Below are 12,963 nucleotides of genomic sequence, written 5' to 3'. Positions count from 1 at the left end.
CCGAAACAAGGGCCATGAGAAAGGGCGGTCCGCCGGAAAGCGGTCCGCCCTTCGATTGTCGCCGTGCTCTGAATTCAGTGGTTGTCGCGCGGGACGCCCCTGGTATGCGCGACATCCTGATATTTCACCGCCGGCTTCAGCACCATGCCGGCGGAGAACTGGTCGACCATGCCGCGCTGGATCTCCTGCCAGGGCGTCTGGTGCTCGGGATAGTCATAGCCGCCATTGCCCTGCAGCGCTGCCCGCCGCCTGGCGATCTCCTCGTCGCCGACAAGGATATTGGCGGTGCCCTTCCTCAGGTCGATGCGGACGCGGTCGCCGGTCTTGAGCAGCGCCAGCCCGCCGCCGACCGCTGCCTCCGGCGAGGCGTTGAGGATCGATGGCGAACCCGACGTGCCGGACTGGCGACCGTCGCCGATGCAGGCCAGCGAATGGATGCCCTTCTTGATGAGATGGGCCGGCGGCTGCATGTTGACCACCTCGGCGCCGCCCGGATAGCCGACCGGGCCGGCGCCGCGCATGAACAGGATCGTGTGCTCGTCGATGCCCTGCGCCGGATCGTCGATGCGGGCGTGGTAATCCTCCGGGCCGTCGAAGACCATGGCGTTGCCTTCGAAAGCCTCCGGATCGTTCGGGTTCGAGAGATAGCGCTCGCGGAATTCGGGCGAGATGCCGCTGGTCTTCATGATCGCGGAATCGAACAGATTGCCCTTGAGGTTGATGAAGCCGGCATTGCTCTTGAGCGGCTTGTCGACGCCGCGGATGACATCATGATTCTCGTTGACCGCGCCGCGGCAATTGTCGCCGATCGACTTCCCGTTGGCGGTGATCGCGTCGGGGTGCGGCAATAGTCCGCCTTTCAGCAACTCCGCCACGACGGCCGGCACGCCGCCGGCATGGTGATAGTCCTCGCCGAGATACTCGCCCGTCGGCTGCAGGTTGACGATCAGCGGCACGTTAAGGCCGATGTTCTGCCAGTCGTCATTGTCGAGCGGCACGCCGAGATGGCGGGCGATGGCATTGAGGTGGATCGGCGCGTTGGTCGAGCCGCCGATGGCCGAATTGACGACGATGGCATTCTCGAACGCCTGGCGGGTCATGATGTCCGACGGCTTCAGGTCCTCATGCACCATATCGACGATGCGCTTGCCGGTCTCGTAGGCGATCTGGCCGCGCTCGCGATAGGGCGCGGGGATCGCGGCCGAGCCCGGCAGCTGCATGCCGAGCGCCTCGGCCAGCGAGTTCATGGTGGTGGCGGTACCCATGGTGTTGCAATAGCCGGTCGACGGCGCCGAGGAGGCGACGATGTCCATGAACTCGTCATAATTGATCTCGCCGGCCGACAGCCGCTGGCGCGATTCCCAGACAATGGTGCCGGAGCCGGTGCGCTTGCCCTTATGCCAGCCATTGAGCATCGGGCCGACCGAAAGCGCGATCGCCGGGATGTTGACAGTCGCCGCCGCCATCAAGAGCGCGGGCGTAGTCTTGTCGCAGCCGATGGTCAGCACGACGCCGTCGAGCGGATAGCCGTAGAGCACCTCGACGAGGCTGAGATAGGCGAGGTTGCGGTCGAGCGCCGCCGTCGGCCGCTTGCCGGTCTCCTGGATCGGGTGGCACGGGAACTCGAAGGGGATGCCGCCCATCGAGACAATGCCTTCGCGCACGCGCTTGGCGAGCTCAAGATGGTGCCGGTTGCAGGGCGAGAGATCAGAACCCGTCTGCGCGATGCCGATCAGCGGCTTGCCCGACATCAGCTCGGCGCGGGTCAGCCCGTAATTGAGGTAGCGCTCGAGATAGAGCGCCGTCATGCCCGGGTTGTCGGGATTGTCGAACCACTCCTGCGAGCGAAATTTCTTCTTCTTGGTGGGGGCGCCTGCCATCGTGGTCTCCGTATTTGTATGACAAATCGATATGACAACGCGCTCATGCAGGCAAGTGGCAGACACGCCGCAGACCCGCACTTTGGTGCGATAGACATAGAAAGGGCCGCGGCCTAGGACCAGTCGATGTCCTCAATCCGGGAGATCTTGGGGGCTTTGGTGATCGAGGGCGAGGAGCGGATCGCCGCACCCGTCGAGAAAGTGTGGGAAGCCCTCAACGACCCGGAAATCCTGAAGGAGGCGATTCCCGGCTGCCGGAGCCTGGAAAGGAAATCGGACACCTAGCGCCGGCCCGGCGAATTACTCGAACACGATGCTGGGCACTGCCGCCTCGGCGGCGCCGCGTTCCTCTTGGACCCTGTCCCATACCCTCGCGGCGATATCGCGATAGATCTTCGCCTCGGCGCCGTCCGGCTTGGATGCGACGACCGGAGCGCCGGCGTCGGAGCTTTCGCGGATGCCCATCTCCAGCGGCACCTCGCCAAGGAAGGTGACGCCGAGCCGTTCGGCCTCGCGCCGCGCGCCGCCATGGCCAAAGATGTCGTAGCGCTTGCCGGTGTCGGGCGCGAGGAAATAGCTCATGTTCTCGACGATGCCGAGCAGCGGCACGTCGACCTTCTTGAACATGTTGAGGCCCTTGCGCGCATCGATGAGCGCCAGGTCCTGCGGCGTCGAGACGATGACGGCACCGGCCAGCGGCACCTGCTGGGCCATGGTGAGCTGGGCATCGCCGGTGCCGGGCGGCATATCGACGACCAGCACGTCGAGCGGTCCCCATTCGACCTCGCGCAGCATCTGGGTGAGCGCCGACATGACCATCGGGCCGCGCCAGATCATCGGCGTCTCCTCGTCGACCAGGAAGCCCATCGACATCACCTTGAGGCCGTAATTCTGCATCGGCTTCAGAATCTTGCCGTCGACCGTCTGCGGCCGGCCGTGAATGTTGAGCAGCCTCGGCATTGACGGCCCGTAGATATCGGCATCGAGCACGCCGACGCTTAGCCCATTGGCGGCAAGGCCGAGCGCCAGGTTGACGGCGGTGGTCGATTTGCCGACGCCGCCCTTGCCGGACGCCACCGCGATGATCGCATCGATGCCGGGCACGCCGCGTTTGCCGTGACTGTGAGAAGCCGTCGCCTGCGGGCCAGGACGCTGCGGCGCTGCCTGGGGAGCAGGGCGTGGCGACGCTGCTTGCGAAGCCGGCCGAACCGGCGCCTCCATGCCGCCGCCTTTCTTCTCCGCCGTCAGCGCGACGACGGCGTTGGCGACGCCGGGGATCGCCTTGACGACACGCTCGGCGGCGGCGCGCAGCGGCTCCATCTCCTGGGCGCGGGCGGCGGGAACGGTAATCGAGAAAAACACCTTGGAATCGGCGATGAAAATCTCAGATACCAGGCCGAGGTCGACGATGTTGCCGGTGAAGTCCGGTCCATTGACCGTCCTCAGGCGCTCGATGACGGTTTCCTTGGTTACAGCCATGATCTTTCCTCGGAGTTTGGCGTTCCAGATAGTGCAGTTTCCCGGCAGAACCAAGCCGTGGCGCAATGGCTCGTCCGGCGTGCTCCGCAAAACGACCGGTGGTGTCGGATTTGCCTAGCGCGTCCCGATCCGCCGATTGCCATGGCCAATCGATCCAGGGGCCCTATCTCGGTTGCCATGAGCGACGGCAACCGGAAAAGGAGACTGTCATGCTCGCAAACAGCAACGCAGCCGCCAATGTGGCGGTGAAAGACCTTTCGAGAGCAAAGGGCTTTTACGAAGGAACGCTGGGCCTCAAGCCTGTCGACGACATGGCCGGAGAACTGATCGTCTACAAAAGTGGCGACACGGTCATCAACGTCTATCGTTCAGAATTCGCCGGTACCAACAAGGCGACGGCGTTGACCTGGACGGTCGGCGACCAGATCGGCGCCATTGTCCAGGCGCTGAAGTCGAAGGGCGTCACCTTCGAGCGCTATGAGATGCCCGGGCTGACGCTTGAGGGCGATGTCCATGTCGGCTACGGCATGAAGGTCGCCTGGTTCAAGGACCCGGACGGCAACATACTTTGTCTTGCGGGCGAGTAGATTTCAGCCTCAGACCGCCAGGCGCGTGACAAAATAGGTCAACGCCGAAATCGCCGCAGTCGCCGGCAGGGTGATCACCCACGCCACGACAATGTTGCCGGCAATGCCCCAGCGTACAGCCGAGATGCGGCGGGCAGCACCCACGCCGATGATGGCGCCGGTGATTGTATGCGTGGTCGAGACCGGGACACCGAGCCAGGTGGCGGCGAACAACGTTATCGCCCCGCCGGTCTCGGCGCAAAAACCCTGCATCGGGTTCAGCCGAGTGATCTTCGATCCCATCGTGTGCACGATGCGCCAGCCGCCGAAGAGCGTGCCCAGCGCCAGTGCGGACTGGCAGGTGATGACCACCCAGAACGGCACGTGGAAGCTCTGGCCGAGCATGCCTTGCGAATAGAGCAGCACGGCGATGATGCCCATGGTCTTCTGCGCGTCATTGCCGCCGTGCCCCAGCGAATAGAGCGAAGCCGAGAAGAACTGCAGGACGCGAAAGCTGTTATCGACCGCGAACGGCGTCTGCCGAACGAACAGCCATGAGACGATGAGGATAAGGACAAGCGCCAGCACGAATCCGGTCGCCGGCGAGAGCACGATCGCCGCAGCCGTCTTGCCGAGCCCGGACCAGACGATGGCCCCCGGGCCGGCCTTGGCGACGCCGGCGCCGACCAACCCGCCGATCAGCGCATGCGAGCTGCTCGACGGAATGCCGGCGATCCAAGTGACGATGTTCCAGACGATGGCTCCGATGAGCGCGGCGAAGATCACTGCGGGGGTCACGGTCTCGGCGTCGACGATGCCCTTTCCCACCGTCTCGGCGACATGCAGACCGAAGAACAGGAAGGCGATGAAATTGAAGAAAGCCGCCCAGAACACGGCATAGTGCGGCCTCAGCACGCGGGTGGAGACGATAGTCGCGATCGAGTTGGCGGCATCGTGCAGGCCGTTGAGGAAATCGAAGAACAGCGCCACGGCGACGAGGCCGACCAGCAGGGGAAAGGCGATCGCAGCGTCCATCTGTTAGACGTTCTCGATGGCGATGCCGCTGATCTCGTTAGCGACGTCCTCGAAACGGTCGACCACCTTTTCCAGCTGGCCGTAAATCTCCGAGCCAATCAGGTAGGCCATAGGGTCGCTGCGACCGTGCCGCTTGAACAGGTCCTTCAGGCCCTGCTCGTGCAGGTCGTCGGCGCGGCCCTCAACGCGCATGACTTCTTCGGCGATGGCGTTCAGCCGCGCGGCGTTGGCGCCAACCTTGCCGAGCAGTGGGATGGCCTCTGCTACCAGCCGGGCGGCCTCGACGATGACGCTGCCCATTTCCCGCATCAGCGGATCGAATTCCCTCATCTCGAACAATTTCACCGTCTTGACGGCCTTGTGCATCGTATCGATGGCATCATCCATCGACTGGATCAGATCCTTGATGTCGCCGCGGTCGAAGGGCGTGATGAAGGAGCGCCTGACGGCAAGCAGCACCTCCGCGGTGATCCCGTCCGCTTCGTCCTCCAGATCGACGATCGTCTGGCACCAGCGGTCGATGTCCCGGCCCTGGAGAAGCTGCTCAAGCGCCTCGGCGCCGCCGACCACCGTGCGCGAATGCCGTTCGAACAGTTCGAAGAAGCGATCCTCGCGCGGCAACAGTCTGCGAAACCAACCCAGCATCTGCTCCTCCCTGCTTCCGCCTACCTCACATAGCGCCATGCGCGGCGCGGGAAAACAGATAAGCCGGCTCAAAAATGTGGATGAGATCCTATCGTTCATCCGCCTTGCGAAGCAAAGCGATTTCCCCGACCTTGGGCAGACCGTGGATCGGATGACATGATCGACAAGCTGGAATTCTTCATCGCTTTAGCCAGGGAAGAGCATTTCGGCCGCGCCGCCGAGGTGTGCGGCGTCACCCAGCCGACGCTGTCGGCCGGCATCAAGCAGCTCGAGGAGCAGCTCGGCGTCATGCTGGTGCTGCGCGGCTCGCGTTTCCAGGGTCTGACGCCGGAAGGCAAGCAGGTGCTGGTTTGGGCGCGCCGCATCGTCGGCGATTCAAGGACCATGCGCGAGGAGATGCGGGCGGCGCGCCACGGCCTGTCCGGCCGCATCCGCATCGCCGCCGTTCCGACGGCGCTCGCCATGGTGGCGCGGCTGACGACGCCATTCCGCGACAAGCATCCCGGCGTCACCTTTTCGGTGCTGTCACGGACCTCGATCGAGGTGCTGACGCTGCTCGGCAATCTCGATGTCGATGCCGGCATCACCTATCTCGACAACGAGCCGCTGGGGCGGGTAACCAGCGTGCCGCTCTATGACGAGCGCTACCAGCTGATCACGGCAGTCGGCAACCCCTATTCCGACCGCGACAAAGTGACGTGGGCAGAGATCAGCCAGCTGCCGCTCTGCCTGCTGACGCCGGACATGCAGAACCGCCGCATCATCGACCAGCATCTGGCGGAAGCCGGCGTGCAGGTGCGGCCGACGCTGGAATCCAACTCGATGATCGTGCTGTTCTCGCATATCCGGACCGGCAAGTGGTCATCGATCATGCCGCTCAACCTTGCGGAAACATTCGGCTTTTCCGAACCGATCCGGGCCATTCCGATCGTCGATCCGGATGCCAGCCACACGGTCGGGCTGGTGGCGGCGCCGCGCGAGCCGCACACGCCGCTGGTGCAGGCGCTGCTGGACGAGGCAATGGCGCTCGCAGACGATTTCCGCGCCCACCGCTAGGCTAGATAATGCGGGCTCAGCGTTTTTGATAGATAATTTCTATCAAGCGACGAGACTGCTTTATTGATCTCGGAGGTTTCCTCTGATTTCATAAGGACTTAGCGATATTGCGCCCTGTGCATGTCGTTGCCCCAAAACCGCTCTATATTTTGGGGTGACATATGTGTTGGCGCCACGGCCAGGGAGGGCGCTGCATGCCGATGCAGCCTGCAAGTACCGAGATCGCGTCGCGCATAGCGGCGATCATCGAGGAATTGAAGGACCTCGAAGGTCCGCTGCTGCCGATTCTCCACGGCATCCAGGAAGAATTCGGCCATGTGCCGCAGGTGGCGCTTCCGGCCATCGCCGACGGGCTGAACCTCTCAAGAGCGGAGGTGCATGGCGTCGTCACCTTCTATCACGATTTCCGCGCCAAGCCGGCCGGCCGGCATGTGCTGAAGCTCTGCCAGGCGGAAGCCTGCCAGTCGATGGGTTCGGAAGCCGTCGCCACCAAGGTCAAGCAACTGCTCGGCATCGATTTTCACGAGACCGCACGCGACGGATCGGTTACACTGGAGCCGGTCTATTGCCTCGGGCTTTGCGCCTGCTCGCCGTCGGCGATGCTCGACGGCGAAGTGATCGGCCGGCTCGACGACGAGAAGATCGAAGAGATCGTCGCGGAGGTGCGTTCATGATCCCGCGCATCTACATCCCTGCCGATTCCGGTGCTCTGGCGCTCGGCGCCGAAAAGGTCGCCAGGGCGATCGAGAAGGAGCTCAAGGAGCGCGGCGTCGAGGCCAAGATCGTGCGCAACGGCTCGCGCGGCGCCTATTTCCTGGAGCCGATGGTCGAGGTTGCGACCGCCGAGGGCCGCGTCGCCTACGGGCCGGTCAAGCCGTCTGACGTGAAAAGCCTGTTCGACAGCGGTTTCCTCAAGGGTGGCCATCACAAGCGCTGGCTGGGCGCGCCAGACAAGATCCCCTTCCTCGCCAAGCAGACGCGGCTGACCTTCGCGCGCTGTGGCGTCATCGACCCGCTGTCGCTCGACAGCTATAAGTCGCATGGCGGTCTGAGAGGCCTGCAGAACGCGGTCGCCATGGCGCCGGCCGAGATCGTGAAACAGGTGACCGAGTCCGGCCTGCGCGGCCGCGGCGGCGCCGGCTTCCCGACCGGCATCAAGTGGAAGACGGTTCTCGATACGAATTCCGAACGCAAATATATCGTCTGCAACGCCGACGAGGGCGACAGCGCCACCTTCGCCGACCGCATGATCATGGAGGGCGATCCCTTCGTGCTGATCGAAGGCATGGCGATCGCCGGCATCGCCACCGGCGCGACCAAGGGCTTCGTCTATATCCGCTCGGAATATCCGCATGCGGTGGCGACGATGAACAAGGCGGTCGCGATCGCCCGCAAGGCGGGCGTGCTCGGCGTCAATGTGCTGGGCTCGCCCAACGCCTTCGACATGGAAATCCGCGTCGGCGCCGGCGCCTATGTCTGCGGCGAGGAAACCTCGTTGCTCAACAGCTTGGAAGGCAAGCGCGGCGTGGTGCGCGCCAAGCCGCCGCTGCCGGCGATCCAAGGATTGTTCGGCAAGCCGACGGTGATCAACAACGTGATCAGCCTGGCCTCCGTGCCGATCATCATGGACAAGGGCGCCGCCTACTACAAGGATTTCGGCATGGGCCGTTCGCGCGGCACGATCCCGATCCAGATCGCCGGCAACGTCAAGCATGGCGGCCTGTTCGAGACGGCCTTCGGCCTGACGCTGGGCGAAATCGTCGACGAGATCGGCGGCGGCACGGCCTCGGGGCGGCCGGTGAAGGCGGTGCAGGTCGGCGGTCCACTCGGCGCCTATTTCCCGCGCGCGCTTTTCGACACGCCGTTCGACTACGAGGCTTTTGCTGCCAAGGACGGGCTGATCGGCCATGCCGGCATAACCGTGTTCGACGACAGCGCCGACATGCTGAAGCAGGCGCGCTTTGCCATGGAGTTCTGCGCCATCGAAAGCTGCGGCAAGTGCACGCCCTGCCGCATCGGCTCGACGCGCGGCATGGAGGTTCTGGACAAGGTCGCCGCGGGCATCGAGGCGGAGAAGAACCTCGCTCTGGTCACCGACCTCTGCAACACGATGAAGTTCGGATCGCTCTGCGCCCTGGGCGGCTTCACGCCCTACCCGGTGATGAGCTCGATCACGCATTTCCCCGAGGATTTTAAGCCGGCGCCGACGCGCGTGGCTGCCGAATAGGAGCTGGCAGATGAACATCAAAGCCGACTTCCCGACACTCATCGAAGAGATCGACTACGGAACGCCGGAGTCGAAAGCGGCGAAGCAGGTGACGCTGACCGTCGACGGGCAAAGCATCACCGTGCCGGAAGGCACCTCGATCATGCGCGCGGCGATGGAAGGCGGGGTCGAGATCCCGAAGCTCTGCGCCACCGACATGCTGGACTCTTTCGGCTCGTGCCGCGTCTGCCTGGTCGAGATCGACGGCCGCGGCGGCACGCCCGCATCCTGCACGACGCCGGTCGGCGAGGGCATGGTGGTGCGCACGCAGTCCGAGCGGCTCGATGCCATCCGCCGTGGCGTCATGGAACTCTACGTCTCCGACCATCCGACCGGCTGGAACGAGAAGGCCGGAACCGGCGCCAGCGAGTTCGACGCGGTTGCGGAGTCGGTCGGTCTGACCGAGAACCGCTACGGCGTCGAAGGCCGCAACCACGTCAAGGAAGAAGGCGGCGTGGCGCCCGGCCATGGCTCGCTGGCGGTCGACTACATCGCCCGCGATGAGTCCAACCCCTACTTCACCTATGATCCGGCGCAGTGCATCGTCTGCTCACGCTGCGTGCGCGCCTGCGAAGAGGTGCAGGGCACCTTCGCGCTGACCATCGAGGGCCGCGGCTTCGAGTCCCGCATGGTCGCCGGCATGCATGAGGATTTCATCGCTTCCGAATGCGTGTCCTGCGGCGCCTGCGTGCAGGCCTGCCCGACCGACGCATTGCGCGAGAAGACCGTGCTCGAGAAGGGCATGCCGGAGCGCTCGGCCGTCACGACCTGCGCCTATTGCGGCGTCGGCTGCTCGTTCAAGGCGGAAGTGAAGGGTGACGAAGTCATCCGCATGATGCCCTACAAGGACGGCAAGGCGAACCACGGCCATTCCTGCGTCAAAGGCCGTTTTGCCTATGGCTATGCCACCCACAAGGATCGGATCCTGTCGCCGATGATCCGGGAGAAGATCACCGATCCGTGGCGCGAGGTGAGCTGGGAAGAGGCGATCGCCCATACGGCAAAGGAATTCCGCCGCATCCAGTACCAGTACGGACGCGGCTCGATCGGCGGGATCACCTCCTCGCGCTGCACGAACGAGGAGACCTATCTCGTCCAGAAGCTGGTGCGGCAGGGCTTCCGCAACAACAATGTCGACACCTGCGCGCGCGTCTGCCATTCGCCGACCGGCTACGGCCTCGGCCAGACCTACGGCACCTCGGCCGGCACGCAGGACTTCGACTCGGTCGAATACACCGACGTTGCCGTCATCATCGGTGCCAATCCCGCTACGGCGCATCCGGTGTTCGCCTCGCGGCTGAAGAAGCGGCTGCGTGAGGGCGCCAAGCTGATCGTGCTCGACCCGCGCCGCACCGAGATGGTGAAGTCGGCGCATGTCGAGGCGGACTACCACCTGCCGCTGAAGCCCGGCACCAACGTCGCGGTGCTGACGGCGCTGGCCCACGTCATCGTCACCGAGGGCCTGTTCGACGAAGCCTTTATCCGCGAGCGCTGCGACTGGGCCGAGTTCCAGGACTGGGCGTCCTTCGTCGCCCTGCCGGAAAACAGCCCCGAGACGGTCGGCAAGCTGTCCGGCGTCGATCCTGAAGCGATCCGGGGTGCCGCGCGCCTTTACGCCAAGGGCGGCAACGGCGCGATCTATTACGGCCTCGGCGTCACCGAGCACAGCCAAGGCTCGACTACGGTGATGGCGATCGCCAACCTCGCCATGGCCACCGGCAATATCGGCCGTCCGGGCGTCGGCGTGAACCCGCTGCGCGGCCAGAACAATGTCCAGGGCTCCTGCGACATGGGTTCCTTCCCGCATGAGCTGCCGGGCTATCGCCATATCTCCGGCGAAGCCGTGCGCGACATCTATGAGAGCCTGTGGGGCGTGAAGCTGGACGAGGAGCCCGGCCTGCGCATCCCCAACATGCTGGATGCCGCCGTCGACGGCTCATTCAAGGGCATCTACATCCAGGGCGAGGACATCTTGCAGTCCGACCCCGACACCAAGCATGTCGCCGCAGGGCTGGCCGCGATGGAGTGCGTCGTCGTGCACGACCTCTTCCTCAACGAGACGGCGAACTACGCCCATGTCTTCCTGCCGGGCTCGACCTTCCTGGAGAAGGACGGCACCTTCACCAATGCCGAGCGCCGCATCAACATGGTGCGCAAGGTGCTGGAGCCGAAGGCGCGCTACGCCGACTGGGAGGCGACGCAGGAGCTCGCCCGCGCCATTGGGCTGGACTGGAACTACACGCACCCGTCTGAGATCATGGACGAGATCGCCAAGACGACGCCGAGCTTCGCCGGCGTCTCCTTCGAGCTACTCGACCGTGTCGGATCGGTGCAGTGGCCCTGCAACGAGAAGGCACCGCTCGGCACGCCGATCATGCATGTCGACGGCTTCGTGCGCGGCAAGGGCAAGTTCATCCGCACCGAATATGTCGCGACGGACGAACGGACCGGCCCGCGCTACCCGCTGCTGCTCACCACCGGGCGTATCCTGTCGCAGTACAATGTCGGTGCGCAGACCAGGCGTACCGAAAACGTCGCCTGGCATGCCGAAGATCGGCTGGAGATCCATCCGCACGACGCCGAGAACCGCGGCATCCGCGAGGGCGACTGGGTGCGGCTGGCGAGCCGTTCGGGCGAGACCACCCTGCGCGCGCTGATCACCGACCGCGTGTCGCCCGGCGTCGTCTACACGACCTTCCACCACCCGGACACGCAAGCCAATGTGATCACGACCGACTTCTCGGACTGGGCGACCAATTGTCCGGAATACAAGGTCACCGCCGTGCAGGTGGCGCCATCCAACGGCCCGACCGAGTGGCAGAGGGACTATAACGAGCAGGCCAAGCAGAGCCGCCGCATCGCCCCGCTGGAAGCGGCGGAGTAGTCTTGGCCGCGCGCCGCAAAGCCACGACGCAAATCTCGCGGCTGGCGCGTCGTGCCGGCGGCACGGCGGCTGCGAACCGCATGGTGCCGGAGGAGACGCCGGTCGCGTTCTCCTATGCCGGCACCACCCATGCGGTGATGATGGCGAGCCCGGCCGATTTCGAGGATTTCGCGCTCGGCTTCTCGCTCACCGAAGGCATAGTTGCCGACCCGGCAGAGATCGAGGCGATCGAAGTCGAGGATCTCGGCGCCGGCATCGACATCCAGATCAAGCTGAAGGACCGGGCCAACACGCGCTTCCAGGCGCGACGGCGCCGGCTTGCCGGGCCGGTCGGCTGCGGCCTGTGCGGCATCGAATCCATCGAGGAAGCGATGCGGTCGGTCGACGCGGTCGGTTCGTCGAAGCTTACGCTCGACGCCGAAGACGTCACGCGTTCGGTCAAGCTGCTGTCGAAGCAGCAGCCGCTGCACATCGAGACCGGGGCGGTGCATGCTGCCGGCTTCTACGTTCCCGGCAAAGGTATCGTGATGGCGCGCGAGGATGTCGGCCGCCACAATGCGTTGGACAAGCTCGCCGGCGCGCTGGCCAAAGCCGGCATCGACGGCGCGAGCGGCGCCGTCGTGGTCACCTCGCGCGTGTCGGTGGAGATGGTGCAGAAAACCGCCGCCATCGGTGCCCCGATCATCATGGCGGTTTCGGCGCCGACCGCGCTTGCCATCCGCACCGCCGAGTCCGCCGGGATGACGCTGGTGGCGCTGGTGCGCGGCGACGATTTCGATATTTTCACCCACCCCGACCGGGTGGCTTGCGGAGTTGCCAAGCATGTCGCATGACGAAGACCACATCGCCAGCACCAAGGAAAAGCTGGTGCGCATGGCCAATCAGATCGCCACCTTCTTCCATTCGAAGCCGCGCGAGGAAGGCATCGCCGGCGTTGCCGAGCACATCAACAAATTCTGGGAGCCCAGGATGCGGCGGCAGTTCTTCGAGCTGCTGGACGGCGACCCGGAAGATTTCGACGAGTTGGTGATCGCCGCCTCCGCCAAGATCAAGCGTCCGCTGACGGCGGAGCAAGCCGACAAGAGCCTCGGTTACAGCAAGCCTGCGGAGGCTGAGGGCGCCATTCCGCACAAGTAGGGCCTCGGGGCCGCA

General features: G+C 64.7%; 11 protein-coding genes and 1 pseudogene. 8 read left to right on the top strand and 4 right to left on the bottom strand.

From position 1 onward, the window contains the following. Positions 1-74: 74 nt before the first annotated feature. Positions 75-1,880 (bottom strand): IlvD/Edd family dehydratase, encoded by a 1,806-nt coding sequence (locus CK224_RS15460; RefSeq protein ID WP_095782337.1) that lies wholly within the window; start codon positions 1,878-1,880, stop codon positions 75-77. A 126-nt stretch (positions 1,881-2,006) separates the two neighbouring features. Between CK224_RS15460 and CK224_RS15455 the strand changes: the two are divergent. Beyond that, a pseudogene (locus CK224_RS15455) lies at positions 2,007-2,162 on the top strand (SRPBCC domain-containing protein); the annotation flags it as partial. A gap of 18 nt (positions 2,163-2,180) precedes the next feature. Here CK224_RS15455 and CK224_RS15450 read toward each other — a convergent pair. Next, positions 2,181-3,362, bottom strand: coding sequence for an Mrp/NBP35 family ATP-binding protein (locus CK224_RS15450; protein ID WP_245425953.1), 1,182 nt, complete (start codon positions 3,360-3,362; stop codon positions 2,181-2,183). A 206-nt stretch (positions 3,363-3,568) separates the two neighbouring features. Between CK224_RS15450 and CK224_RS15445 the strand changes: the two genes are divergently transcribed. Continuing rightward, positions 3,569-3,946: a VOC family protein gene (locus CK224_RS15445; RefSeq protein ID WP_067324386.1), complete on the top strand. Its 378-nt coding sequence runs from the start codon at positions 3,569-3,571 to the stop codon at positions 3,944-3,946. Between the two features lie 9 nt (positions 3,947-3,955). On the opposite strand, the gene CK224_RS15440 is transcribed toward CK224_RS15445, so the two are convergent. Then, positions 3,956-4,960 carry an inorganic phosphate transporter gene (locus tag CK224_RS15440; protein WP_095782335.1) on the bottom strand — a complete coding sequence of 335 codons (1,005 nt, stop codon included), beginning with the start codon at positions 4,958-4,960 and terminating at the stop codon, positions 3,956-3,958. A 3-nt stretch (positions 4,961-4,963) separates the two neighbouring features. Beyond that, complete coding sequence (locus tag CK224_RS15435; RefSeq protein ID WP_067003620.1) at positions 4,964-5,605, bottom strand: DUF47 domain-containing protein; 642 nt, start codon at positions 5,603-5,605, stop codon at positions 4,964-4,966. 156 nt (positions 5,606-5,761) lie between these two features. Between CK224_RS15435 and CK224_RS15430 the strand changes: the two genes are divergently transcribed. From CK224_RS15430 to CK224_RS15405, 6 genes are all read left to right on the top strand, one after another. Next, positions 5,762-6,661: a LysR family transcriptional regulator gene (locus CK224_RS15430; RefSeq protein ID WP_095777568.1), complete on the top strand. Its 900-nt coding sequence runs from the start codon at positions 5,762-5,764 to the stop codon at positions 6,659-6,661. A 194-nt stretch (positions 6,662-6,855) separates the two neighbouring features. After that, on the top strand, positions 6,856-7,335 hold the full coding sequence (locus tag CK224_RS15425) for a formate dehydrogenase subunit gamma (protein ID WP_095777569.1): 480 nt from the start codon (positions 6,856-6,858) through the stop codon (positions 7,333-7,335). Next, positions 7,332-8,888: an NADH-quinone oxidoreductase subunit NuoF gene (locus CK224_RS15420; protein WP_095777570.1), complete on the top strand. Its 1,557-nt coding sequence runs from the start codon at positions 7,332-7,334 to the stop codon at positions 8,886-8,888. Before CK224_RS15425 ends, CK224_RS15420 begins: the two co-directional genes overlap by 4 nt. A 10-nt stretch (positions 8,889-8,898) precedes the next feature. Further along, positions 8,899-11,811: a formate dehydrogenase subunit alpha gene (fdhF, locus tag CK224_RS15415; RefSeq protein WP_095777571.1), complete on the top strand. Its 2,913-nt coding sequence runs from the start codon at positions 8,899-8,901 to the stop codon at positions 11,809-11,811. Positions 11,812-11,813: 2 nt separating this feature from the next. After that, on the top strand, positions 11,814-12,644 hold the full coding sequence (gene fdhD / locus CK224_RS15410) for a formate dehydrogenase accessory sulfurtransferase FdhD (RefSeq protein ID WP_095782334.1): 831 nt from the start codon (positions 11,814-11,816) through the stop codon (positions 12,642-12,644). Continuing rightward, positions 12,634-12,948, top strand: coding sequence for a formate dehydrogenase subunit delta (locus CK224_RS15405; RefSeq protein ID WP_067003609.1), 315 nt, complete (start codon positions 12,634-12,636; stop codon positions 12,946-12,948). The genes fdhD and CK224_RS15405 overlap by 11 nt, the downstream gene beginning before the upstream one ends. Positions 12,949-12,963: the final 15 nt, after the last annotated feature.

This window comes from Mesorhizobium sp. WSM3862 (assembly GCF_002294985.1).
Classification (GTDB): domain Bacteria; phylum Pseudomonadota; class Alphaproteobacteria; order Rhizobiales; family Rhizobiaceae; genus Mesorhizobium.
Note: the sequence above shows the minus strand (reverse complement) of the source record. Positions and strands in the feature narration are given on the sequence as shown.

Excerpts from the sequence above, each read along its gene's own strand:
- CK224_RS15460 (WP_095782337.1), bottom strand. The coding sequence starts at position 1,880 with ATGGCAGGCGCCCCCACCAAGAAGAAGAAATTTCGCTCGCAGGAGTGG.
- CK224_RS15420 (WP_095777570.1), top strand. The coding sequence starts at position 7,332 with ATGATCCCGCGCATCTACATCCCTGCCGATTCCGGTGCTCTGGCGCTC.
- CK224_RS15435 (WP_067003620.1), bottom strand. The coding sequence starts at position 5,605 with ATGCTGGGTTGGTTTCGCAGACTGTTGCCGCGCGAGGATCGCTTCTTC.
- fdhF (WP_095777571.1), top strand. The coding sequence starts at position 8,899 with ATGAACATCAAAGCCGACTTCCCGACACTCATCGAAGAGATCGACTAC.
- CK224_RS15430 (WP_095777568.1), top strand. The coding sequence starts at position 5,762 with ATGATCGACAAGCTGGAATTCTTCATCGCTTTAGCCAGGGAAGAGCAT.
- CK224_RS15405 (WP_067003609.1), top strand. The coding sequence starts at position 12,634 with ATGTCGCATGACGAAGACCACATCGCCAGCACCAAGGAAAAGCTGGTG.
- CK224_RS15440 (WP_095782335.1), bottom strand. The coding sequence starts at position 4,960 with ATGGACGCTGCGATCGCCTTTCCCCTGCTGGTCGGCCTCGTCGCCGTG.
- CK224_RS15425 (WP_095777569.1), top strand. The coding sequence starts at position 6,856 with ATGCCGATGCAGCCTGCAAGTACCGAGATCGCGTCGCGCATAGCGGCG.
- CK224_RS15445 (WP_067324386.1), top strand. The coding sequence starts at position 3,569 with ATGCTCGCAAACAGCAACGCAGCCGCCAATGTGGCGGTGAAAGACCTT.